Below are 22769 nucleotides of genomic sequence, written 5' to 3'. Positions count from 1 at the left end.
CGCCTACCGTTCCGCCACGAGGCTAACGGTCCCAACTCAGATCGCGAGGAACTCCGCGGCCCGATGACCGATCATGGCAATGGTCGCGTGCGGGCCGCGACTGGTGATGGCCGGCATGATCGACCCGTCCACGACCCATAGGCCCTCGACTCCCAGCACCCGGCAGGTCGGATCGAGTACCGCGTCGGGCCCGGTTCCCATGGGCGCGGTCCCGGCCAGATGCTGCGATGTCGACCACGACGCATCACCGACTTTCGCTGTGTGACTTATCAATTCACGGGCCAGATCGGCACCCCGGCGGAGTGCGTCGACATCCTCTGCCACCGTGTCGTAGCGGTGCTGGATGACCGGCGCCACCGTCGGATCGGCCGACGCCAACCGGACCCGACCGCGCGAGTGTGGTCGCATCAGGGCCACACCCAGGTGCGGGAGTTCGGCGGGATCATGTCCGGGCCCGTGCACCATGGCGGCGAAACCGGCCGTGTACGGGCGAACCTCGATACCGTCGGCCGTGGTGAGCACGGCCTCCAACGGGGGCAGATCATGCGTGGCCACCCAGGAGACCGGGAGTACCCATTCCGGATGGTCGACGGTGCGCATGCCCACCGGCAGGCCGGCCACCACCTCGACATCGAGGGCCTCGAGATCGGACGGTGGCCCGACACCGGACAGCAGCAACAGGTGCGCTGACCCAATTGCACCAGAACACAGCACGATTCGGTCAGCGCGGAGAACCGCACCGTCATCGCACCGGACCCCGACGGCCCGGTTCGCGCGGAACAACACCTGATGAACCCGGGTGTCGGTGTGCATCTCGAGGTTGGGTCGCTCCAGCGCCGGTTTCAGGTACGCACCGCCCGGCCCAACCCTGGTCCCGCCGTTGATGTTCAACGGAACCGCCCCGACCCCGGCGGGCAGCGCCGCGCCGGCATCCGAGCCGTTCAGGTCCTCGATCCAACCGAACCCGGATCTGGTGGCGGCGTCGACGAATGACGCTGTGCAACCGTCGAATTCGCGCACCCGCCGAACCGTGATCGGGCCGCTGCCACCATGGAGTGCGGTGTCGAAATCCAGATCCGACTCGATGGCGCGGAAATGGGGTAGCACATCCCGCCAACCCCAGCCCGGTACCGCCCAGGTGTCGAAGTCTGTGGGCAACCCCCGGCAGAAGTAGCCGCCGTTGACCGCCCCGGAACCACCCACGACCGACCCGCGGATGATCTCGGTGTGCCTCGGCGGGTTCTCCGTCAGCACCGACGCGTAGTGGCGCACCACCGAGCTGGCCGTCCCGATCGGCAGCCGCAGACCGTCGGTGATCTGCGCCTCCACCCGCGGGTCACTGGGCCCCGGACCAGCCTCGACGACGGTGACGTTGCAGCCGGGATCGCTGGAAAGCCGTTCAGCCAGAATTGATCCGGCGCTTCCGGCGCCGACGATCAGGACGTCCCGCACGCGAGGAGGACAAGATGGCAGTTGCAACTGGCTTTAGCTCCGCAGCTGCGGCTTGAGCGCGCCCAGCTGGCGTTCCCGCACCACCCCGGTCCACAAGCCGATCCCATAGGCCAGGTCGTCCAGACGCTTCAGCAGAATATGGGCCAGCAGGCCCACCGGTTTGGTGTCGTCGTCGGCGTTGCCGCGCCGGCTCGCCCAGTCGACCACGCCGTCGAGTACCGCGGCCACCAGCACCGCGTGTCTGGCTCGCCGGAAAAACAGGGCGGCGATCAGGGCCACCGGCCAGTAGTGCCGGCAGATCGCCGAACACAGCTGCAGAGCCGCCGACCACAACCCGCGCGCGGTCACCGCGGCAACCTCGGTGGGCTCGGTGTCGACGGTACTGAGGGAGCGTGCGATGCGCCGGCCGGTGAAGATCGCGATCACCACGGAGCCCAGGTATCCGACGTACGACCCCATGGCCAGGAACAGCCACACCATCAACGTCCACCCGGAGATCACCACAGGGGCGGTCTTGCCCGGGTGCCGGACACTCAACGGCGCCGCCGAAGTGCCGTAGAAAGCCTTGCGGTTGAACCACTCTCGTAAATCGGTCCGGTGGTCGTGCGCCACCAGCGCGATCGGCTCGTACCGTAGCCGGGCCCCGGACTCGACCAGCCGCCAGCAGAGATCGACATCCTCACCGGACTGCATGGTCTCGTCGAACCCACCCACCGCGGCCAGCGCCGACCGCCGGCAGATGATGGCCGCACTCGGCACGTACGACACCGGGCCGTAGGGCACCACCGGTGCCTCACGCACTCCGAGATCCAACGACGAACGAACGGCCTCGTACCGCGCCACCACATTGTCGGCCGTGTGCAGTCCGACGATGCGGGGCGCAACCAGCGCCACCGCCGGGTCGCAGAAGTGTCCGAGCAATGCCTCCAGCCACCCGCGCCGCGGCACCACATCGGAATCCAGGAACGCCACGAAATCGGTCTCGGACGCGGCCATGCCGGTGTTGCGCGCGGCCGCCGGACCGTTGCTGCGGAGGTGCCGGAGCACCTGCACATCGCAGTGCATCCCGGCGAACTCCGATTGCGCGACGGGAACCGCCGATCCGTCGTCGACCACGATCACCCGCAGGCCCCGCAGCGCTGCGATCAATCGGTGCAGACCGGATACGTTGTCGCGCACCGGGATAACGACCGTCACGTCGCGGTGCGACGGCCCGCTGGGCGGACGAGGATGGGCGACCGTGGCGTCGAGCAAAGTCCGTGCCAGTTGTGCGCTCTGCGCATCATGCACTTCCAGGCGGCCACCGTTGAGCATGGTCTGCGCCGTCGGCGCCAACCGCAGCAACCGGGTCGGTGACCCGCCGAGCAGCGCCGCGCCGGCCCCGAGCACCTTGACACGGCGATCCACCTGGACGGCAAAACCGTCGGGCAGCCTCGGTCCGGTCATGTCAGCAATCCGTTCCGGTCCGGCTGCCATCGCTTCATCCGGCGGGCGGAGCCGTTGACCATTTCAGCAAAGATACGCTCCCCCTCGGCGGCCGTGGCGGTTGTCGGGTCACCGAGCACTCCGACTTCGCTGACCGCTGCGATCCCGCCACTGCGCATCGCAGGCATCAGCTCGGCCAATGGGGCGGTGTTCCCCGCAGTCAGGTCGTCGGTCCAGACATCGCCGGGCGAAATATGTAGCAATACAGATGTTTCGGTATGCCCCGCGTGTGCGTCGGCACCCGCGGCGATGCATGGAACCCAGCCAACGTCGCGGCCCTCCTGGCGCAACAGGGCGACCGCTCCGGCCAGCGCCTCGACATTCCCCCCGTGACCATTGACGAAGACGAGTTTCGACGCCCAGCTCGACGCGGAGCGTCCGTACTCCACCAGCAACGACCGCAAAGCGGCGGTGCCGATCGACACCGTGCCGGGGAACCCCTCGTGCTCGCCACTGGCGCCGTAGTGGACGGGCGGCGCGACCATCCAGTCACCGTCCGGGCCGCCGTCGAGTTGCTCGAGAACCCCGTGGGCGACGGCCGCAGCGATACGCGTGTCGGTGTCCAGGGGCAGGTGCGGACCATGTTGCTCGGTAGAGCCCACCGGGATGATCAACATTGGCGACACGCTGCGTAGCTGTCTCGACGTTGAGTTCCCGAGCCCGCTGGGGAAAGCCACGTGCCGATCGTAGGCCGAATTCACCTACTGTGCGCCAATTGTTGGAGCACGGGCAGCAATTGATTTGCCTTAGCTTTCCCGACACGGGCCGTGAGCATCACGTACGTCTCTCCTGCCACCCCTGTCACGCCACACCGCGGGGCGCCGGGAGCAACCGTCAGGCGTCGGCGCGCGGAACGCCGAGCGCCCGGGTGAAGCCCTCCGGAACCAGGATGTCATCCGGCGTCAGGTCGTGGATCGAAGACTTGCCCAGCCCGCGCAGCGCGGAGTCGATGCCACCGCTGAGGATGTCCAACACGTTCTCGACACCCGCCTGGCCGTTGGCGGCCAGGCCCCACAGGTAGGCACGTCCGATCATGACGGCCCGGGCGCCCAGCGCCACGGCCTTGACGACGTCGCTGCCGCGGCGGATCCCGCCGTCCAGCAAAACCTCGACCTGATCCCCGACCGCGTCGGCGATGGCCGGCAGGCAGCGGATCGCCGCGGGGGTCCCGTCCAGGTTGTTGCCGCCGTGGTTGGAGACCGTGATCGCCGAAACACCCGCATCCACGGCACGTTTGGCGTCATCGACGCGCACCATGCCCTTGAGTAGGAAAGGACCGCCCCACTGCTCACGCAGCCAGGCGATGTCCTCCCAAGTCGGGGGCGGGGTGCCCATCCACTGCCCGTAAGCCTCGAAGAACGTCGGCCCCGGCTCGCCACGCCGGCCCTGGTTGGGCACACGCAGGTCAGGCGGACGCAGATGCTTGCCGAAGCTCCACAGCCAGCGCGGCTTGGTGAGCACCTCCGGGGACATCCGCAGCATCGTGCGCAGGTCCATCCGCTCCGGGATCTTCGGGCTACCCCAGTCCCGGCCGTGGCTGAAGCTCCAGTCGGTCGTGGCGATGAGCCCGACGGCACCCGCGTCCTTGGCGCGCTGCACACGCTCGGCAATCTCGTCGCGGGACCCGAGCCAGTAGATCTGGAAGAAGATCTTGTCGTTGACGGCGGTGACTTCCTCCATCGGCTTGCTGGCGAACGACGACAGCCCCATGGCGGTTCCGCGTGCCGCAGCCGCGCGGGCCACCGCCACCTCACCGTCGGGATCAACCGCCTGCACACCGGTCGGCGAGATGATGACCGGCATCGAAATGTCTTGACCCATAACGGTTGTCGCCATCTCGCGCTTCTCGGTGGCACCCACCACGTGCGGCGCGAAGCCGAGTTCGGCGAACGACTCGACGTTGTCGGTGACCGTCACGCCCTTCTCGCTGGCAGAGATCAGCGACGAGTAGGCAGACTTGGGCAGCCGCTTCTTGGCCCGCTGCTGGGCGATGGCGACGGTTTCGAACCAGGTATCACGGGCCATGGATTACACCGGACTTTCGTTACAGATTCGGGCGGGGGGCTTGGTCAGCAACTTGAGTGCCACCGGCCCCTGCTTGGTACCGCGGGAGTGGTCACCGCTGGGCTTGGGTTTGATGCGCTCCTGCGCCAGGGCGGGCTCGCCCCAGCCTTCGACGCACTCGGGATCCGGTCCGTCCATCGGCAGACCGGTGAAGAACTTGGCTGCCATGCAGCCACCACGGCAGGCGTCGTAGTGCCCGCAACCGCTGCAGGCGCCGGCCGACTGGGGCTCGCGCAGCTCGCGGAACAACGGGGAGTTCTGCCAGACGTTCTGGAAGCCAGCCCCAAAACCGGTGTCTTCCAGGATGTTTCCGGCCAGGAACTTGTCGTGGATGGCGAACGGGCAGGCGTAGACATCGCCCACCGGGTCGATCAGGCACACCACCCGGCCGGCACCGCACAGGTTCAGACCGGCCAGCGCGCCGGGCTCGCCCAGGCCCGACAGATGGAAGAACGAGTCACCGGTCAGCACCCGCTCACCGTGGGCGACGAGCCAGTTGTACAGCTGACGCTGCTGGTCCGGGGTCGGGTGCAACTCGTCCCAGACATCGGCACCGCGGCCCGACGGGCGCAGCCGGGTGATCCGCAGCGTGGCGCCGTACCGGTCGGCCAGCGCCTTGAACTCATCAAGCTGGTCGACGTTGTGACGGGTCACCACAACTGAGATCTTGGCATCGGAAAAGCCTGCGGCAGCAAGGTTTTCCAGCGCGCGCACGGCCATGTCGAACGAGCCCTTGCCGCGCACGGCGTCGTTGACCTCGGCGTTGGCGCCGTCCAGGGAGATCTGCACGTCGACGTAGTCACTGGCAGCGAGCTTCGCGGCGACCTCGGGCGTGATGCGCACACCGTTGGTGGAGAACTTGACCCCGACATGGTGCTCGGTCGCGTAGTCGACCAGTTCCCAAAAGTCCGGGCGCACAGTGGGTTCGCCACCGCCGATGTTCACGTAGAACACCTGCATGCGTTCCAGCTCGTCGATGATGTCCTTGCACTGCTCGGTGGACAGCTCGCGCGGATCCCGCTTGCCCGAGGAGGACAGGCAGTGCACGCACGCCAGGTTACAGGCGTAGGTGAGCTCCCAGGTCAGGCAGATCGGGGCGTCGAGTCCGTGCTCGAACTGCTCGACGAGCCTTGGCACAGGTGCAACAGAAGTCATTGTGAATTCCCGGGGATGAGCATCTTCGAGGACACCAGCACACTCAACGCGTGCAGGTAGGGGCCTTGGTCGGAGTCTGCGATACCGGCCGCGCGGCACGCGGACCGGGCGTCGGGGTGATCAGCCAGAGAGTTGACCACCTCGACGACCGTCCGGTTCTTCAGAAACGACAGCTTGCGGGTTCCGAAGTGATACAGCAGGGCACCGAACGGCTCCGGCCGCACCGCCACCTGGTGGTGCAACCGCCAGCTGACATCAGGGTCGAATACGACGCCAGTGCGCCCAGCCATATCGGCAACCTCTGCGGACACCGTCAGTAGACCCCGCACATACCGTCGATCGAGACCTCTTCGACGAGCGTCTCGGTGACGAGCTGGGTTTCGGTTTCAACCTGCGGGTTCTGATCCATGAATCGCACCTTTCCTGCAACTGTGGGTCTCGACAATTGTGACCTGAGTCGCAAGAATATGGCATCGAGTGCACAAATGGAAGGGCGGGTTTCATGCGGCAGGCATCCGGGCCCCGCGTCGGTCGGCGCCCGTCCACCACGCAGGATCACATCACCGACGTCGCGCTGGCCCTGTTCGCCAGCCGAGGCTTCGACGAGGTGAGTGTCGACGACGTGGCCAAGGCCGCCGGGATCGCGCGGCGCACACTGTTCCGCTACTACGCCTCCAAGAACGCCATCCCCTGGGGAGACTTCGACGCCCACCTGCAACATCTGCGTGAGCTGCTCGACTCCCTGAGCACCGAGATCTCGCTGGCCGAGGCGCTGCGGGAAGCCCTGCTGTCGTTCAATACCTACGACGACCAGGAGATGGCCCAACACCGACGGCGCATGCGAGTGATCCTGGAAACCGCTGGACTGCAGGCATATTCGATGACCATGTACGCCGGCTGGCGTGAGGTCATCGCGGCCTACGTGGCACAGCGGATCGGCGCGGCACCCCGCGATCTGATGCCGCAGACCGTGGGCTGGCTCATGTTGGGCGTCGCACTGTCGGCGTACGAGCACTGGCTCGCCGATGAGTCGGTCGCCCTGGCAGATGCCATCGCCGACGCCTTCGAGGTGACGCGGCCAGGACTGGAGGCCCTAGCCCCGCGGTAGCTCGTCCCACACGCAGGCCAGTGCCGCCGGACCGGCCGGACCGAGTTTCCCGGTGAGCATGACGGGCGCCTGCGACATGAAACGTGGTGTGCTGCCGCGATGTATGTCGGCGGCATGTGCCGTGAACGGATGGACGACATACATGTCACCGGGCCGGCCCGTGGCATGGGCAACCGGACGGGTCCGGCTCACCTCGTCCACCAGCGCGCCGGCTTCGATGAAGTCGATCGGCTCCGGCCCCAGCGCCCGGGCGACGTCGCGATGTGAACCGACCCGGATGCGCGTCGGCGCATCGTCGGGCCCCACCTCGGACAGCAGCGTCAGCACCAACAGCGTGCTCGGGCGACCACTGACCGCCCATTCGCCTCCCGGCAGCGGGGTGTTGGCGTCGACGTGCCACCCCCGGTCCTCCGCGGGCGGATCGACCGGAAACCGGACCGGGATGTTGCCCAGGGCACCGCGCGGTAGCCAACCCCCGGTTCCGCAGATCCGGTCCAGGGCATCGGCGAGCGGGGCGCTACTCACCACCTGCCGGAACGGGCCCGCGCCGGTGAGATCGGCCGCCCACACCACGGGGTTCTTCCACGACGCCGGTTCATCTGGGGACAGCCCGATCTGCCGCCAGAGCAGATCCCTGGCCGCATCGGCGATTTCGGCCGGGACGGCCTGCGCGATCTTGACGAACCCGTCCCGCTGGAATACGTCGATGTTCACCACGCCGACCACCATGACGCACTCCGCCCGGCCGCGGCCAATGATTTTCCGCCGAAAGTTTCTTCGCACAACCCCGTCGGAGTTCGGTCCCCGGCGGCGACGATAAGGGTGTGAGCGCCGAAACTGACGCTCCGCGGGTACTGCTGAGGTGCTACGACGAGGCCCTGCCAGTGGTGTACGGCTACTTCGTACGACGCTGCGGTGACCGCGGAACCGCCGAAGACCTGACGTCGGAGACGTTCCTGGCCGCCATGGACGCGGCCCGCAGACCGTCGCCGCCGCCCATCTCGGTGCCCTGGTTGATCGGGGTGGCCAGGCATAAACTCGCCGATCACTACCGTCGGCGGCACGATCGGTTCACCGTGCCGGTGGCGGAGCTGCCCGAACCGGTGGACCCGGTGGACGACTGGGATGCCGAGTTGGATCGCATTGTCGCCGAATCGGTTTTGGCCCGGTTACCCGAACATCACCGCACCGTCCTCGTCCTGCGCTACCTCGACGACTGCACGGTGGGTGAATGCGCCGAGCTGATCGGCCGCACGGTGCACGCCACCGAGGCCCTGCTGGTGCGGGCCCGCCGCGCCTTCAGGTCGCAGTACCCGACACCGGAGGGAGGGACGTCGTGATCAACAACCACGATCCGCTGACGGTGCTGAACGGCAATGACCACCCGGTCTCCCCCGATCCGGCGTTCGCCGCCCGGCTGCGCGCGCGGCTGGAATCGGCCCTCACCCTGCCCACCCACGCCGAAGGAGTTGACATGAGCGGAACCGACACTGCCATCGCCGAACTGAATGAGCCCCCGGTCACCCCGGCTCCCCCGCGGCCCGCCGCGGCGGCGATCCCCTATCTGGCCGTACCCGACGCCCGCGCTGCCATCGCCTGGTACATCGAAGCCCTCGGGGCCGTACAGATCGGCGAACCGGTGGTCATGGACGACGGACGCATCGGCCACGCCGAACTCGAGCTGGGCGGCGGGGTGCTGTACCTGGCCGACGAGTACCCAGAGTTGGGCCTGAAGGCACCTGCACCACAGGCCAATTCGGTCAGCCTGATGCTCCAGGTGCGCGACACCGATGCCACCCTGGAGCGGGCCAGGAACCTGGGGGCACTCGTACAGCGTGAGCCCTACGAGAGCTACGGCACCCGCAATGCGGCGATCATCGACCCGTCCGGCCACCGCTGGATGCTGACCGGGGCGGCGACCGGAGCCGTCACCCCCATCCAGCACGGCGACGTCGGCTACGTCTCGGTCTGGGCACCCGACATCGCGCGTGCCGCCCGGTTCTACGGCCACGTGCTGGGCTGGACCTTTGACCCGGCCACCCGGCAGGTCACCAACACCGAACAGCACATCGGCATCTTCAACGCCGACGGCCCGTCCACCCTGTTCTGCGCATACGCCGTGACCGATCTGGACGGGGCCCGCCAGGCCATCCTGGCAGGCGGCGGCCAACCCGGGGAGACCCACGAGTTCGACTTCGGCACCGTGCTGGACGCCACCGACCCGGCCGGAACCGCCTTCGCGGTGTTCCAGCCGACCTCCGTCATCCCCCGCCCCAAGCTCAATGGTGCTGGGCCGGGCGAGCTTTCGTACATCACCTACGAAGTAGCCGACTCGACGGCGTTCAAGGCGTTCTACAGCCGGCTGTTCTTCTGGACCTTCGAATCCGGCCGGGTCGACGACGGCTGGGGGATGCAGGGCAGCCAGCCGATGTCCGGCATGGCCGGCGGCGCGGCACGGGCCGTGACCGTGCCGATGTGGACCGTCGCCGATATCGATGCCGCGGTCAGCCGCGTCGTCGAGGCCGGCGGCACGGTGTTGCAACAGCCGTCACGACAGCCCTACGGACTGATGGCCGAGTGCACCGACGACCAGGGCGGCCGCTTCTACCTCGGCCAGTTCTAGAGCGGTTTGTGGAGTTCTGGCCGCACCCAGCGCGGCTGAAACTCCACAAATCGGAGAAAGTCAGCCCAGGACGTCGGAGATGGGGGCGCCTGCGGCGATCTTGCCGCGGGCCTTCATCACCTTGCCGGGCATGCCGCCGCCGACCACACCGACCACGACACCGTCGCGCTCGTAGAAGGCCAGGAACTTGCGGCCGTCGTCCTCGACCACGTGCACGACATCGTCAGCCTCGGGCTCGCCCAGGCACTGGATCTTGACGTCGTACTGATCGCTCCAGAAGTAGGGCACCGACACGACGGGCGAGGCCTCCTGGCCCAGGATCGCCGGCACCATCGCCCGCGCCTGATCGGCGACGTTGCTCCAATGCTCAACGCGCGCTTGGTCACCCACGTGATCACGCCACGACGCGACATCGCCGATGGCCCACACGCCCGCGGCACTGGACCGGCCGACCTCGTCGCAGACCACGCCGTTGTCGAGTTCGATCCCGCTGCCCTCCAGCCACTCGACCGCCGGGTGCGATCCGATGCCGACCACCACCAGATCGGCGTCGAGCTCGGTGCCATCGCCGAGTACCACCTGCTCGACCTTGTCCGCGCCGCGCACCTCGGACACCCCGACGCCGCAGCGCACGTCGACGCCTTCGGCCTGGTGCAGCCGGGTCACCAACGCACCGATCTGCTCGCCCAGCACCGAAGCCAGCGGTGTCGGCTGCGGCTCCACCAGAGCCACCTCGACACCCAACTTGCGCAGGCTCGCGGCCACCTCGCAGCCGATGAAGCCGGCTCCGACCACCACGGCACGTTGGGCCTTCCGGGCGTGCTCGCGCAAGGCCATGCTCTCGTCGTAGGACCGCAGCACGTGGATGCCGGCCAGATCGCCGAAGGACCGGATGCGCCTGGGCACCAGTCCGGTGGCGATCACGAGCTCGTCGTAGGCCACGTCGCTGCCGTCGGCGAGCTTCAACGTCTTGGCGGCGGTGTCCACCGACTGCGCGGCCGAGCCGAGCCGCAGCGTGATGTCGTTCTCGGCGTAGAACTCGGCCGGCTTGAGCGTGACGTCGTCGGTCTCGGCACGCAGGACTTCCTTGGAAAGCGGCGGCCGATCGTAGGGCAGATGGTCCTCGTCGCTGACGATCGTGATCGGCCCGGCGTACTCCGACCGGCGCAGCTGTTCGGCCGTCCGGGCCGCAGCCAAGCCGCCGCCGACGATGACGATGCCCGCCGCTGAACCCGTAGAAGTAGTCACGTGGGGTTTTTACACGATCGGGGTTAAGCGTTGTAGGGCACCCTACGTTTGCGCAGGCCGATGACCTACCGCCGATTTTGCTCCTCGTGTGCGCGGCGTCACGACCGGCCCCGGTCGATGACATTGGTGAGCACCACGATGCTCTCGCTGCGCTCGATACGGGCCGTTGATCGGATGCGTTCCAGCGCCTCCTCAAGGTGGCGCATGTCGCGTGCCAGTACGTGCAGGATGGCGTCTGCGGTACCGGTCACCGTTGCCGCACTGACCACCTCCGGGATGTCGATCCAGGCTGCGCGCAACTGATCCGGCGAGATGGTGCCTTGGCAGAACACCTGTACATAGGCCTCGGTGCTCCAGCCGAGCACATTGCGGTCGACCACGGTGGTGAAGCCGCGGATCACCCCGTCGGCGACCATGCGGTCCACTCTCCGCTTGACAGCGGGCGCCGACAGATTCACCCGCTGCCCGATCTCGGCGAACGTCGCCCTGGCGTGCTCGGTGAGTGCGGCCAGAATCCGCTCGTCGGTGTCGTCCAGACGCTCCACATCGACCTCCACGCAACAAACCACCGCCGTGACGCGACTTGTGCAATATATCCCCATACATAACGCAACAAGCAGCGATTGATTGCGTCACCGGCGCTTCTTATCGTCGATTCATGACGATTTCCGAGGAAGTCATGCCCGACGCTGCGCCCGGGAGCGGCGCGGCGGCACCGACACGGTCCGCGACCACCCGCCACTACGCCATGACCGCCCCCGAGTACTTCACCGTCGAATACGCCATCAACCCGTGGATGGACACCTCCACGCCCGTCGACACCACGCTCGCACTGGCCCAGTGGGACACGCTGCGCCGGGTGTACGCCGACCTCGGCCACACCGTTCACCTGGTGACACCGCGCGACGGCCTGCCCGACATGGTCTACGCCGCCAACGGTGGCTTCCTGGTCGGGGACACCGCGGTGGTGGCTCGTTTCGCCTACCCGCAGCGGGCCGGCGAGGCGGATGCCTACGCCGAGTGGATGGCCGAGGCCGGCTACCGCCCCGTCCGCACCGACCACGTCAACGAAGGCCAGGGCGACCTGCTGCTCGTCGGGTCAAACCTGTTGGCCGGATATGGTTTTCGCACCGACCGGCGCGCCCATGACGAGATCGCGGCCATCACCGGCCTGGACGTGACCAGCCTGGAACTCGTCGACCCGCGCTTCTATCACCTCGACACCGCGTTGGCCGTGCTCGACGACTCGACGATCGCCTACTATCCCCCGGCCTTCAGCGACGACGCCCGAAGGCGTCTTGCCGAACTGTTCAGCGATGCCATCGAAGTGGGCTCGGCCGATGCGTATGTCCTCGGCCTCAACGTGGTGTCCGACGGCCACCACGTCGTGATGCCCGCGGCCGCCTCCGGATTCGCGGGCCAATTGCGCCGGGCCGGATTCGAGCCGGTCGGCGTCGACCTGTCCGAACTCCTCAAAGGCGGCGGATCCGTCAAATGCTGCACCCTGGAGCTACATCCATGACCATGCTGGACGGTGTGGACAACCAGGTCACCCCGGATTCTGTGACCGCCTCGGCGATCGCGCTCGACGATCGCTATGTCGCCCACAACTACTCGCCGCTGCCGGTGGTCGCGGAAAGCGCCGAGGGAGCCTGGATCACCGATGTGACCGGCCGGCGCTACCTCGATTGCCTGGCCGCCTATTCGGCGGTCAACTTCGGACACCGCAATCCCGAGATCATCGCCGCCGCACACGCCCAACTGGACCGGCTGACCCTGGTGAGCCGCGCCTTCCACTCCGACCGGCTCGGTCCGTTCGCGCAGGCACTGGCCGGATTGTGCGACAAGGACATGGTGCTGCCGATGAACAGCGGCGCCGAGGCTGTCGAGAGCGGCATCAAGGTGGCCCGCAAGTGGGCCACCGACGTCAAAGGGGTGACTGCAGAAACATCCAATATCGTGGTGGCGCACAACAACTTCCACGGCCGCACCACCACGATCATCAGCTTCTCCGATGACGAGTCCGCGCGCCGCGGCTTCGGCCCCTACACACCCGGGTTCCGCTCGGTGCCGTTCGGGGACCATCGGGCGCTCGCCGACGCGATCGACGCGAACACCGCCGCGGTGTTGATCGAGCCGATCCAGGGTGAGGCGGGCATCATCGTCCCGCCCGCCGACTTCCTGCCCCGGGTCCGCGAGATCTGCACCCGCAACAACGTGCTGATGATCGCCGACGAGATCCAGTCCGGCCTGGCCCGCACCGGACGCACCTTCGCCTGCGAACACTGGGATGTGGTTCCCGACGTGTATCTGCTCGGCAAGGCTCTCGGCGGTGGCGTGGTACCGCTGTCCGCGGTGGTGGCCGACCGCGACGTACTCGGCGTGCTGCACCCCGGCGAGCACGGCTCCACATTCGGCGGCAACCCACTGGCCACAGCCATCGGCACCACCGTCGTCGGCATGCTGCGCCGTGGCGAATTCCAGCGCCGTTCAACCCAACTCGGAGAACACCTGCACAACCGGCTCACCGGGTTGATCGGGCACGGCGTGACCGCGGTGCGTGGGCTGGGCCTGTGGGCAGGGGTGGACATCGACCCGGATCTGGGCACCGGCAAGCAGTTCGGCCTCGCGTTGGCCGAACGCGGTGTGCTGGTCAAGGACACCCACGGCTCGACCTTGCGGTTCGCCCCGCCCCTGGTGGTGACCGCCGACGAGCTCGACTGGGCCGTTGACCAATTCGCTGACACCCTGACCGAGGCGCGCCGATAATCGGTGGATCGGCAGCAAGGAGGCACCATGTCCGCCCCAGCCAACGGCTTGACCGGCCAGATGTTGCGACGAAGGCCGGTCCTGGGAGCTCCGGTCGCCCACGGCGCCTCCGACCACCTCCGACGAAGTATCGGCACGTTCCAGCTGACGCTGTTCGGCGTCGGCGCCACGGTCGGCACCGGTATCTTCATCGTGCTGCAGCAGGCCGTCCCCAAAGCCGGCCCCGCCGTGCTGGTCTCGTTCATGGTCGCCGGTATCGCCGCCGGATTGTCGGCGCTCTGCTATGCCGAAATGGCGGCAGCCGTGCCGGTTTCGGGCTCCACGTACTCCTACGCGTACACCACGATGGGTGAATTCATCGCAATGGGTGTCGCGGCCTGCCTGCTGCTGGAGTACGGCGTATCCATGTCGGCCACCGCGATCGGCTGGAGCGGCTACCTCAATCAACTGCTGGACAACTGGTTCGGTTGGCGGTTGCCGCACGCACTGTCCGCGGCTCCGTGGGGCGACAACCCCGGGCTGATCAACCTGCCGGCAACGGTCCTGATCATCATGTGCGCACTCCTGTTGATCCGCGGCGCCAGCGAGTCCGCGGCGGTCAACACCGTCATGGTGATCCTCAAACTCGCCGTGCTCGGGATGTTCGTGGCCATCGCGTTCACCGCATTCACCACAGACCATTTCGCCGGCTTCTGGGACAAGGGTTTCGCCGGGATCACCGCTGCCGCCAGCACCATATTCTTCACGTTCATCGGTCTGGACGCCGTATCGACCGCAGGCGACGAGGTGAAGGACCCGCAGAAGACCATGCCGCGGGCGATTCTCGGGGCCCTGGTGGTCGTCACCAGCATCTACATCCTGGTCGCATTCGCCGGCCTCGGCACCCAATCCGCCGACGAGTTCGGTTCCGACGAGCAGTCCGAAGCCGGGCTGTCGGTCATGCTCACCAATATCCTGCACGGGCAGACCTGGGCCAGCAGCATCCTCGCTTTCGGCGCGGTGATCTCGATCTTCTCGGTGACCCTGGTGGTGATGTACGGCCAGACCCGCATCCTGTTCGCCATGGGCCGCGACGGCCTATTGCCACCGATGTTCGCAAAGGTCAACCCGCGCACCATGACTCCGGTGAACAACACCATCATCGTCGCCGCGGTCACCGGCACCCTGGCCGGATTCGTGCCGCTGGACTATTTGTGGGATCTGGTCTCGATCGGCACGCTGGTGGCGTTCATCGTGGTGTCGATCGGCGTGGTCATCCTGCGGGTGCGGGAGCCGGACCTGCCACGTTCCTTCAAGGTTCCCGGCTATCCGGTGACCCCGGTCCTGTCCGTGCTGGCCTGTGGGTTCGTGCTGTGGGGCCTGCCGCGCATCACCTGGCTGTGGTTCAGCATCTGGGTTGCGCTCGTGCTGACGTTCTACCTGCTGTGGAGTCGGCATCACAGTGCACTCAACGACGGTGGCGACGGGTACATCCCGGGTGCGGCCGCGGGTGAGGACGATGTGATGACCACACCTGGAGCCGAGGAGACCCGATGACCGTCGTCGTCGGATACCTGGCAGGCAAGGGCGGGGCATCGGCACTGCACCTCGCGGTCGGCGCGGCCCGGACCCTGAACACCTCGCTGGCAGTAGCCACCGTCGTGCCACGTCCGTGGCTGAACCCGTCTCCGGCCCGCGTCGACGCCGAATATGCCGAGTACGCAGCCCAGTTGGCGGCATCCTCGGCCGAACAGGCACGCCAGCACGTGGCAGCGCTCGACGATCGCCTCGACGTCAGCTTCCACAAGTTCGCGCACCGGTCGGTCTCCGGTGGCCTGTTGGAGGCCATCGCCGAACTCGACGCCGAGCTCCTCGTTCTGGGCTCGGCATCTGAGGGTCAGTTGGGCCAGGTGGTGGTGGGGTCGACCGCGGATCGGCTGCTGCACTCCTGCCCGGTCCCGTTGGCGATCAGCCCGCGCGGCTACCGTCGGCCGAAATCCGCTGTCCTGGCGCGCATCACATGTGCCTACCCGGGATCCCCCGAAGCGGTGGCCGTCGTCCAGCAGGTGACCGACCTGAGCCGACGGCTGGAAACGCCCCTGCGCATGGTCACCTTCGCGGTCCGGGGACGCAACATGTACCCACCGACCGTCGGGCTGCACGCCGAGGACGCGATCCTGCAGGAGTGGGCGAAACAGGCCCAGCAGGCACTGACCCAGTTGAAGGACCAAAAGGTCATCGACGACGACGTGGACCTGCAGGTCGTCACCGGCAACGACTGGAGCGAAGCGCTCGACGCCATCGACTGGCTCGAGGGCGAGATCCTGGCGATCGGAACCTCCCCGGGCGGCGCGGTCGCCCGGGTTTTCCTGGGCTCACATGGATCAAAGATCCTGCGGCACAGCCCGGTTCCGGTTCTCGTCCTCCCGGGCTGACCGCTCCGGAACCGTCAGTACTTGAGCACACCCCGGTCTACGGCGATCTGGCTGCCCGACAGGGTGGCCGAGTTGTCACCGGCCAGGAACGCCACCACGTCCGCGACCTCCTCGGGCGCCATGAACGCCGCGAGTCCCTCGTTCTTGCCGTCGGTCACCTTGTGATACGGCATCGGGGCGAAACTGTGCAGGTAACTCGGGTACTTGGAGAAGATCTCGGCCATTGCCTCCGGTTCGATCATCGGAGTGTCGATCGAGTACGGATGGATCGAGTTGACCCGAATTCCGAACTCCCCCACCTCAAGTGCCAGAGCGTTGGTCAACGCGACCAGCCCGTGCTTCGAGGCAGAGTAGTGGCCGTTGCCCGGCGTGGCCTTGAGCCCGGCCGAGGAGCTGACGATGATGATCGAGCCGCCGTTGCCGGCCTCGATCATGGCGGGCACCGCGGCCCGGATGGTCCGCCAGGTGCCGTTCAGGTTGACGTCGATGATCGTGTCGAACTGCTCGGGCGACATCTCGAACAGCCGTCCCCAGCTGAGCACCCCGGCGTTGGCCACCACGATGTCGAGCCGGCCGAACTGCTCGACGCCGTCGGCCACCACCTGCTGCTGGGCGGCCAGATCGCGGATGTCGACCTCGCGCGCGAGCACCTTGCGGCCCGCGGCCTCGACGGCCGCGACCGTCTCGGCCAGATCCTCCGATGTCGCGGCCGGGTAGGTGATCGAGTCGTCGACGGGCCGGCACACATCGATCGCGATGATGTCGGCGCCCTCGTTCGCCAACCGCACCGCGTGCGCGCGCCCCTGGCCGCGTGCAGCGCCGGTGACGAATGCCACCCGGCCTTCCAGTGTTGCGTTACCTGCCGCCATCCCAGGGTCCTTTCAGTGAGTCTGGCCACAGGCTAACAGCAGAAGTAGAACGTGTTCCTGGACTCCTACCACTGAACGGGATCGCGGATGATCGGACAGGTCACACCGTGCCCGCCACCTCGGCCGCGGCCCAGTTCAGCACCGACGATCGTGATCACCTCTACGCAAGCCGTGCGCAGCAGGAAGCTGGTGTAGGTGATGCGGTCGCAGGCGAACACCACCCCCGGTTCGGGTTGATCCAGAACCAGATCAAAGATCGGCGATGATCTGTCCTCGCTTCGAGGTGTACTCGTCCTCGCTGATGGCGCCCGTCGCACGCAACGTTTCCAGTTCCTGAAGACGTTGGGCCGTCGACGGCGCGGGCGGTGCGATGAAGGGCGCGGACGGTGTACCCGGTTCCGGAGTCACCACCGACGGGGACGGCGCCGCCTGCTGCGCAGCGGCTCGCCGCACCACCGCCTGGACCTGTTCGCGGGCCGCGGGATTCGCCCGTAGGTCGACCATGCTGTTGATACCGATGCCGTGCGCCTTGAGGATCTGCAAGATCTCCATCAGCGGGCCGGACTGGCCGGTCAGGTCGTAGGTCTTGTTCTCCTCGGCGATGGTGAACGTCGCCGGCATCAGACCGCTGACCAGACTGCTTCTCTCCCAATCGATCCGGTATTCGTTGGTGGTCGGGTCAACCAAGGCGACCAGCTTGCGGTTGGTGATCATCGGCAGCCGCGACACCGAGGCCAGCACGCGGTCCTGACTGGCGAACGGCGCAAGGCCAGGTCCCGAGATCTGCAGATCCAGCTTCACCAGCGGCTGCTCGTTGATGCGGGTGTTGGTCTCCTGAATACCGGTGACCTGGGCCAGCGCCAGCACCCCGACCTGTTCGAGCTTCTCGTTCTGCGCCGCCGACTTCGTCCCGGCTGCGGTGAGCCCCAGCGCGATCAGAACATCGATCGCGGTGATCAACAGACCCACCCAGAACATCCACTTCATCATCGGATCACCGCCGCTGACGAAGTAGATGGTCAGGAAGATCGGACCGACGATGCCACACAGCAGCACGAAGGCCTGAATGCGCACGTACCGCCAGAATGTGGACATCACAGGCTCCTGTCGTCGGTTGGGCGCCATCAGATTAACGCCCGGGACCGCGCAGATCAGGAGTGAACGACTCCACCCGCCGCGCCACCCGTCGGCACCACCTGCTGCTGCATCGGCGACGGGCCCAGCATCCGGTACAGCGGCCAGGTCCACCGGTATCCCCCGCCGGCCGACCGGGCGTAACTGGTGTGCACGGCGATCGCCGTGGCGGTCACCTGTTCGGCATCCTCGTCGTAGTCGCAGACCGCGTCGCCACGATCGCACACGCTGATCGTGCGACTGCCGACCGACGCGGGCAGCACGGCCGGGGCGTGAGCCAGGATCGGCCAGTCCTGCGCAACGCCCTTACCGGCTCCGGACAATCCCGTGGCCGTGCCCAGGTTGACGGTGGGGTCGGCAGGCAACCGGTCACCGTCGGCGACCAACAGCGCGCCGGCCAGATTCGGGCTGGCCGACAACGCGGCCAGATTGCGGTGAACGACCATCGCACCCTGCGAGTAGCCGGCGAGAACGACCTTGCTGGACGGGCACTGCTGGGTGAACGCCGCGTACTGGTTGCCCAGCGCCGCCACCCCGGTGTCGACACTGCTCATGAATCCACCCCAGCCCAGTAGATCCCCGTCGGCGGGTACCGGCGCCGCGGGGTAGACCACCGCCTCGGCGGTCATGGTCCGGCCGTCCTGCTGCACCCACTGAGACAGATCGCGCAGGGAGTTGTACACCACCCGGCCCATGCCGGCGTCGACCGTCGGGTCGTCACGTTCACCCGAGCCCGCGACACCGATCCAGTGCAGGTCCGGACATCCAGGACTGGCCTGCGCCGCTCCCGCCGCAAATCCGACCGCCGTGGCGGCAAGTACTGCTGCCGAAGCCAGCGCCCATATCCGTCGCAGTTGTCTCATGTTCGTGCCCCCAAACCCCGTAGCTCGCCTATGCAATAAAGATCGTCTCAGCTACCACAGGCGTTACACCAGACCCAGCAAGAACACGCCGGGAAAACAAAAACGGCGCTCACCCGAAGGTGAGCGCCGCTCTCGCGTGCTAAGTCAGATCACTTGATGATCTTGGTAACGCGACCCGCGCCGACGGTACGACCGCCCTCACGGATGGCGAAACGCAGACCCTCGTCCATGGCGACCGGCTGGATCAGCACGACGGAGATGTCGGTGTTGTCACCGGGCATCACCATCTCGGTGCCCTCGGGCAGGGTAACCACGCCGGTCACGTCCGTGGTACGGAAGTAGAACTGCGGGCGGTAGTTGTTGAAGAACGGCGTGTGGCGGCCGCCCTCGTCCTTGGACAGGATGTAGACGCTGCCCTCGAACTCGGTGTGCGGGGTGGTGGTGCCGGGCTTGACCACAACCTGGCCACGCTCGACGTCCTCGCGCTTGATGCCACGAACCAGCAGACCGACGTTGTCGCCGGCCTGGCCCTGGTCGAGCAGCTTGCGGAACATTTCCACACCGGTGACGGTGGTCTTGGTCGTGGTCGGGCGGATGCCGACGATCTCGACCTCTTCGTTGACGTTAATCACGCCACGCTCGACGCGACCGGTCACCACGGTGCCACGACCGGTGATGGTGAAGACGTCCTCAACGGGCATCAGGAACGGCTTGTCGGTCTCGCGAACCGGATCCGGGATCGACTCGTCGACCGCGTCCATCAGGTCCTCAACCGACTTGACCCACTTCGGGTCGCCCTCCAGCGCCTTCAGCGCGGAGACCCGGATGACCGGGGCGTCCTCGTCGAAGTCCTGGGCGGCCAGCAGTTCGCGGACCTCCATCTCGACGAGCTCGATGAGCTCCTCGTCGTCCACGGCGTCCGACTTGTTCAGGGCCACCAGGATGTAGGGCACACCCACCTGGCGGGCCAGCAGCACGTGCTCGCGGGTCTGCGGCATCGGGCCATCGGTCGCGGCGACCACCAGGATCGCGCCGTCCATCTGGGCGGCACCGGTGATCATGTTCTTGATGTAGTCCGCGTGACCGGGGGCGTCCACGTGGGCGTAGTGCCGCTTCTCGGTCTGGTACTCCACATGGGAGATGTTGATCGTGATGCCGCGCTGACGCTCTTCCGGCGCATTGTCGATCTGGTCGAATGCGCGCGACTCGTTCAACTCGGGGTACTTGTCGTGCAGAACCTTGGTGATTGCTGCAGTAAGCGTCGTCTTGCCGTGGTCAACGTGACCGATGGTCCCGATGTTGACGTGCGGCTTCGTCCGCTCGAACTTCGCCTTCGCCACTGTGGTGTCCTCCTGGACTTGTTGGTGCTTTTACTTAAAGCAATGTTGATGTGTTCAGTTGTGAGCCGCGACAGTTGCCGCGACGAGCTTACTGACCCGTCGCCTTCGCGATGATCTCCTTCGACACGTTCGCCGGAACTTCGGCGTACGAGTCGAACACCATGGAGTAGTTCGCCCGGCCCTGGGTCTTCGACCGAAGGTCGCCGACGTAGCCGAACATCTCCGACAGCGGCACCTGCGCCTTGACGACACGCGCACCGCTGCGCTCCTCCATGGCCTGGATCTGACCACGGCGGGAGTTCAAGTCGCCGATCACTTCACCCATGTAGTCCTCGGGTGTGATGACCTCGACAGCCATGATGGGCTCCAGGATGACCGGCTGAGCCGCCTGCGCGGCCTTCTTCAGCACCTGCGAACCCGCCACCTTGAACGCCATTTCCGAGGAGTCGACCTCGTGGTAGGCGCCGTCGAGCAGCGTCACCTTGACGTTCACCAGCGGGTAGCCGGCCAACACGCCGTACTGCATGGCGTCCTGCGCACCGGCATCCACCGAAGGGATGTACTCACGCGGGATGCGGCCACCGGTGACCTTGTTCTCGAACTCGTAGGTGGCACCGTCCTCGCCGCTGAACGGCTCGAGGTCGATGAGCACCTTCGCGAACTGGCCGGATCCACCCGTCTGCTTCTTGTGGGTGAACTCGACCTTCTCCACCTTGCGGCGGATGGTCTCGCGGTAGGCCACCTGGGGCTTACCGACGTTGGCCTCAACCTTGAACTCGCGACGCATGCGGTCCACCAGGATGTCCAGGTGCAGCTCGCCCATACCGCCGATGACGGTCTGGCCGGTCTCCTGGTCCAGGTGCACCTTGAAGGTCGGATCCTCTTCGGCGAGCTTCTGGATCGCGGTGCCCAGCTTCTCCTGGTCACTCTTGGTCTTGGGCTCGATGGCCACCTCGATCACCGGATCGGGGAAGGTCATCGACTCCAGCACGACCTGCTGGTTCGGATCGCACAGGGTATCGCCGGTGGTGGTGTCCTTCAGACCGATCACGGCGTAGATGTGACCGGCGGACGCCGACTCGACCGGGTTCTCCTTGTTGGCGTGCATCTGGAACAGCTTGCCCAGACGCTCCTTCTTGCCCTTGGTGGCGTTGATGACCTGCGCACCGGACTCGACCTTGCCCGAGTACACGCGGACGTAGGTGAGCTTGCCGAAGAAGGGGTGCACGGCGATCTTGAATGCCAGCGCGGCGAACGGCTCGTCGACCGACGGCTTGCGCAGAACCTCTTCGTCCTCCTTGCCGGGGACGTGGCCCTTGACGGACTCGACATCCAGCGGCGAGGGGAGGTAGTCGATCACGGCGTCCAGCATCGGCTGCACACCCTTGTTCTTGAACGCGCTGCCACACAGCACCGGGTACAGCTCGCTGTTCACGGTCAGCTTGCGGATCGCGCCCTTGATCTCATCGATCGTCAGCTCTTCGCCGCCGAGGTACTTCTCCAGAAGCGCCTCGTCGGTCTCGGCGACGGTATCCATGAGCTCGCTGCGGTACTCGGCGGCCTTGTCGGCCAGGTCCGCGGGGATCTCGACGGTCTCGTAGCTCTCACCGAGCTTGGTCTCGCCGCGCCACACCTTGGCGTTCATCTCGACCAGGTCGACGATGCCCTCGAAGTCGTTCTCGGCACCGATCGGCAGCTGGATCACCAACGGCTTGGCGCCGAGGCGGTCCTTGATGGTCTGCACGGTGAAGTAGAAGTCCGCGCCGAGCTTGTCCATCTTGTTGACGAAGCAGATCCGCGGCACGTCGTACTTGTCGGCCTGACGCCACACCTGCTCAGACTGCGGCTCAACACCCTCCTTGCCGTCGAAGACGGCAACGGCACCGTCGAGCACACGCAGGCTGCGCTCCACCTCAACGGTGAAGTCGACGTGCCCGGGGGTGTCGATGATGTTGATCTGGTTGTTGTTCCAGAAGCAGGTGACGGCTGCGGAGGTGATGGTGATACCACGCTCCTGCTCCTGCTCCATCCAGTCGGTGGTGGAGGCACCGTCGTGCGTTTCACCGATCTTGTAATTGACGCCGGTGTAATAGAGGATGCGCTCGGTCGTCGTCGTCTTACCGGCGTCGATGTGCGCCATGATGCCGATGTTGCGGACCTTGTTCAGGTCAGTCAGCACGTCCTGTGCCACGGAAGTCTTCCCAACTCTTTCGCTTGCTTGATTAGGTGTTCGATTGCGCGCCGG

Annotated in this window: 22 protein-coding genes and 1 pseudogene; 7 read left to right on the top strand and 16 right to left on the bottom strand. The window is 66.5% G+C overall.

Annotation, left to right across the window (positions count from 1 at the left end):
* Positions 1-36 precede the first annotated feature (36 nt).
* The 7 genes from mftG to mftA all read right to left on the bottom strand — a co-directional run bounded on the left by mftG (position 37) and on the right by mftA (position 6565).
* Positions 37-1452, bottom strand: coding sequence for a mycofactocin dehydrogenase MftG (gene mftG / locus ACZYZ7_RS12665; RefSeq protein ID WP_450071285.1), 1416 nt, complete (start codon positions 1450-1452; stop codon positions 37-39).
* Between the two features lie 33 nt (positions 1453-1485).
* Positions 1486-2898: a mycofactocin biosynthesis glycosyltransferase MftF gene (gene mftF, locus ACZYZ7_RS12660; protein WP_450071286.1), complete on the bottom strand. Its 1413-nt coding sequence runs from the start codon at positions 2896-2898 to the stop codon at positions 1486-1488.
* The gene (gene mftE / locus ACZYZ7_RS12655) at positions 2895-3638 is read right to left on the bottom strand and encodes a mycofactocin biosynthesis peptidyl-dipeptidase MftE (RefSeq protein WP_450071287.1); all 744 of its coding nucleotides are present in this window, start codon (positions 3636-3638) and stop codon (positions 2895-2897) included. The genes mftF and mftE overlap by 4 nt, the downstream gene beginning before the upstream one ends.
* Positions 3639-3771: 133 nt before the next feature.
* Entirely contained in the window at positions 3772-4962 is a 1191-nt protein-coding gene (mftD, locus tag ACZYZ7_RS12650; protein WP_135452870.1) for a pre-mycofactocin synthase MftD, read from the bottom strand.
* 3 nt (positions 4963-4965) lie between these two features.
* A complete protein-coding gene (gene mftC, locus ACZYZ7_RS12645) occupies positions 4966-6156 on the bottom strand; it encodes a mycofactocin radical SAM maturase (protein ID WP_135452869.1) in 1191 nt (396 codons plus the stop codon).
* Positions 6153-6446 (bottom strand): mycofactocin biosynthesis chaperone MftB, encoded by a 294-nt coding sequence (gene mftB / locus ACZYZ7_RS12640; protein ID WP_019344465.1) that lies wholly within the window; start codon positions 6444-6446, stop codon positions 6153-6155. Before mftB ends, mftC begins: the two co-directional genes overlap by 4 nt.
* Positions 6447-6469: 23 nt before the next feature.
* A complete protein-coding gene (gene mftA, locus ACZYZ7_RS12635; RefSeq protein WP_019344466.1) occupies positions 6470-6565 on the bottom strand; it encodes a mycofactocin precursor MftA in 96 nt (31 codons plus the stop codon).
* Between the two features lie 93 nt (positions 6566-6658).
* Between mftA and mftR the strand changes: the two genes are divergently transcribed.
* Positions 6659-7264, top strand: coding sequence for a mycofactocin system transcriptional regulator (gene mftR, locus ACZYZ7_RS12630; protein WP_450071288.1), 606 nt, complete (start codon positions 6659-6661; stop codon positions 7262-7264).
* Here mftR and ACZYZ7_RS12625 read toward each other — a convergent pair.
* The gene (locus ACZYZ7_RS12625; RefSeq protein ID WP_135452867.1) at positions 7250-7993 is read right to left on the bottom strand and encodes a phytanoyl-CoA dioxygenase family protein; all 744 of its coding nucleotides are present in this window, start codon (positions 7991-7993) and stop codon (positions 7250-7252) included. The two genes, mftR and ACZYZ7_RS12625, sit on opposite strands and share 15 nt — an antisense overlap.
* A gap of 95 nt (positions 7994-8088) precedes the next feature.
* Here ACZYZ7_RS12625 and ACZYZ7_RS12620 point away from each other — a divergent pair, with 95 nt between their 5' ends.
* Together ACZYZ7_RS12620 and ACZYZ7_RS12615 are read left to right on the top strand one after the other, a co-directional pair.
* Positions 8089-8604, top strand: a complete 516-nt coding sequence (locus ACZYZ7_RS12620) for an RNA polymerase sigma factor (RefSeq protein WP_450071289.1) — start codon at positions 8089-8091, stop codon at positions 8602-8604.
* Positions 8601-9887, top strand: a complete 1287-nt coding sequence (locus tag ACZYZ7_RS12615; RefSeq protein ID WP_450071290.1) for a VOC family protein — start codon at positions 8601-8603, stop codon at positions 9885-9887. Before ACZYZ7_RS12620 ends, ACZYZ7_RS12615 begins: the two co-directional genes overlap by 4 nt.
* Positions 9888-9947: 60 nt before the next feature.
* Here the strand turns inward: ACZYZ7_RS12615 and ACZYZ7_RS12610 are convergent, their stop codons facing one another.
* Positions 9948-11135 carry an NAD(P)/FAD-dependent oxidoreductase gene (locus ACZYZ7_RS12610; RefSeq protein WP_463741018.1) on the bottom strand — a complete coding sequence of 396 codons (1188 nt, stop codon included), beginning with the start codon at positions 11133-11135 and terminating at the stop codon, positions 9948-9950.
* Between the two features lie 98 nt (positions 11136-11233).
* Positions 11234-11680, bottom strand: coding sequence for an Lrp/AsnC family transcriptional regulator (locus ACZYZ7_RS12605; protein WP_135459869.1), 447 nt, complete (start codon positions 11678-11680; stop codon positions 11234-11236).
* 113 nt (positions 11681-11793) lie between these two features.
* On the opposite strand from ACZYZ7_RS12605, the gene ddaH reads away from it, so the two are divergent.
* From ddaH to ACZYZ7_RS12585, 4 genes are read left to right on the top strand one after another with little or no spacing between them, the layout of a single operon-like run.
* Positions 11794-12657 carry a dimethylargininase gene (ddaH, locus tag ACZYZ7_RS12600; protein ID WP_463741017.1) on the top strand — a complete coding sequence of 288 codons (864 nt, stop codon included), beginning with the start codon at positions 11794-11796 and terminating at the stop codon, positions 12655-12657.
* Complete coding sequence (rocD, locus tag ACZYZ7_RS12595) at positions 12654-13904, top strand: ornithine--oxo-acid transaminase (protein ID WP_450071293.1); 1251 nt, start codon at positions 12654-12656, stop codon at positions 13902-13904. The genes ddaH and rocD overlap by 4 nt, the downstream gene beginning before the upstream one ends.
* A 27-nt stretch (positions 13905-13931) precedes the next feature.
* Complete coding sequence (locus ACZYZ7_RS12590; RefSeq protein WP_450071294.1) at positions 13932-15440, top strand: amino acid permease; 1509 nt, start codon at positions 13932-13934, stop codon at positions 15438-15440.
* Complete coding sequence (locus tag ACZYZ7_RS12585; protein WP_463741016.1) at positions 15437-16318, top strand: universal stress protein; 882 nt, start codon at positions 15437-15439, stop codon at positions 16316-16318. The genes ACZYZ7_RS12590 and ACZYZ7_RS12585 overlap by 4 nt, the downstream gene beginning before the upstream one ends.
* A 14-nt stretch (positions 16319-16332) precedes the next feature.
* Here ACZYZ7_RS12585 and ACZYZ7_RS12580 read toward each other — a convergent pair whose 3' ends face one another.
* The 6 genes and pseudogenes from ACZYZ7_RS12580 to fusA all read right to left on the bottom strand — a co-directional run bounded on the left by ACZYZ7_RS12580 (position 16333) and on the right by fusA (position 22715).
* On the bottom strand, positions 16333-17187 hold the full coding sequence (locus ACZYZ7_RS12580; RefSeq protein WP_273732981.1) for a mycofactocin-coupled SDR family oxidoreductase: 855 nt from the start codon (positions 17185-17187) through the stop codon (positions 16333-16335).
* A 12-nt stretch (positions 17188-17199) separates the two neighbouring features.
* A pseudogene (locus ACZYZ7_RS12575) lies at positions 17200-17417 on the bottom strand (arginine deiminase family protein); the annotation flags it as partial.
* Between the two features lie 19 nt (positions 17418-17436).
* Positions 17437-18282 (bottom strand): SHOCT domain-containing protein, encoded by an 846-nt coding sequence (locus ACZYZ7_RS12570; protein WP_450071296.1) that lies wholly within the window; start codon positions 18280-18282, stop codon positions 17437-17439.
* Positions 18283-18338: 56 nt separating this feature from the next.
* Positions 18339-19184, bottom strand: coding sequence for a cutinase family protein (locus tag ACZYZ7_RS12565; RefSeq protein WP_450071297.1), 846 nt, complete (start codon positions 19182-19184; stop codon positions 18339-18341).
* Positions 19185-19333: 149 nt separating this feature from the next.
* Positions 19334-20524: an elongation factor Tu gene (gene tuf / locus ACZYZ7_RS12560; RefSeq protein ID WP_135452838.1), complete on the bottom strand. Its 1191-nt coding sequence runs from the start codon at positions 20522-20524 to the stop codon at positions 19334-19336.
* A gap of 88 nt (positions 20525-20612) precedes the next feature.
* Positions 20613-22715, bottom strand: a complete 2103-nt coding sequence (fusA, locus tag ACZYZ7_RS12555) for an elongation factor G (protein ID WP_450071298.1) — start codon at positions 22713-22715, stop codon at positions 20613-20615.
* Between the last annotated feature and the right edge of the window lie 54 nt (positions 22716-22769).

Source organism: Mycobacterium sp. IDUB_17, from assembly GCF_055419465.1.
This window is presented reverse-complemented; position numbering and strand designations above follow the sequence as displayed.

What these genes read in the sequence shown, in the direction of transcription:
- mftF (WP_450071286.1), bottom strand. Translation starts at nt 2,898, where the DNA reads ATGACCGGACCGAGGCTGCCCGACGGTTTTGCCGTCCAGGTGGATCGC.
- mftD (WP_135452870.1), bottom strand. Translation starts at nt 4,962, where the DNA reads ATGGCCCGTGATACCTGGTTCGAAACCGTCGCCATCGCCCAGCAGCGG.
- mftC (WP_135452869.1), bottom strand. Translation starts at nt 6,156, where the DNA reads ATGACTTCTGTTGCACCTGTGCCAAGGCTCGTCGAGCAGTTCGAGCAC.
- mftB (WP_019344465.1), bottom strand. Translation starts at nt 6,446, where the DNA reads ATGGCTGGGCGCACTGGCGTCGTATTCGACCCTGATGTCAGCTGGCGG.
- mftA (WP_019344466.1), bottom strand. Translation starts at nt 6,565, where the DNA reads ATGGATCAGAACCCGCAGGTTGAAACCGAAACCCAGCTCGTCACCGAG.
- mftR (WP_450071288.1), top strand. Translation starts at nt 6,659, where the DNA reads ATGCGGCAGGCATCCGGGCCCCGCGTCGGTCGGCGCCCGTCCACCACG.
- ACZYZ7_RS12625 (WP_135452867.1), bottom strand. Translation starts at nt 7,993, where the DNA reads ATGGTGGTCGGCGTGGTGAACATCGACGTATTCCAGCGGGACGGGTTC.
- ddaH (WP_463741017.1), top strand. Translation starts at nt 11,794, where the DNA reads ATGACGATTTCCGAGGAAGTCATGCCCGACGCTGCGCCCGGGAGCGGC.
- rocD (WP_450071293.1), top strand. Translation starts at nt 12,654, where the DNA reads ATGACCATGCTGGACGGTGTGGACAACCAGGTCACCCCGGATTCTGTG.
- ACZYZ7_RS12590 (WP_450071294.1), top strand. Translation starts at nt 13,932, where the DNA reads ATGTCCGCCCCAGCCAACGGCTTGACCGGCCAGATGTTGCGACGAAGG.
- ACZYZ7_RS12585 (WP_463741016.1), top strand. Translation starts at nt 15,437, where the DNA reads ATGACCGTCGTCGTCGGATACCTGGCAGGCAAGGGCGGGGCATCGGCA.
- ACZYZ7_RS12580 (WP_273732981.1), bottom strand. Translation starts at nt 17,187, where the DNA reads ATGGCGGCAGGTAACGCAACACTGGAAGGCCGGGTGGCATTCGTCACC.
- ACZYZ7_RS12570 (WP_450071296.1), bottom strand. Translation starts at nt 18,282, where the DNA reads ATGTCCACATTCTGGCGGTACGTGCGCATTCAGGCCTTCGTGCTGCTG.
- ACZYZ7_RS12565 (WP_450071297.1), bottom strand. Translation starts at nt 19,184, where the DNA reads ATGAGACAACTGCGACGGATATGGGCGCTGGCTTCGGCAGCAGTACTT.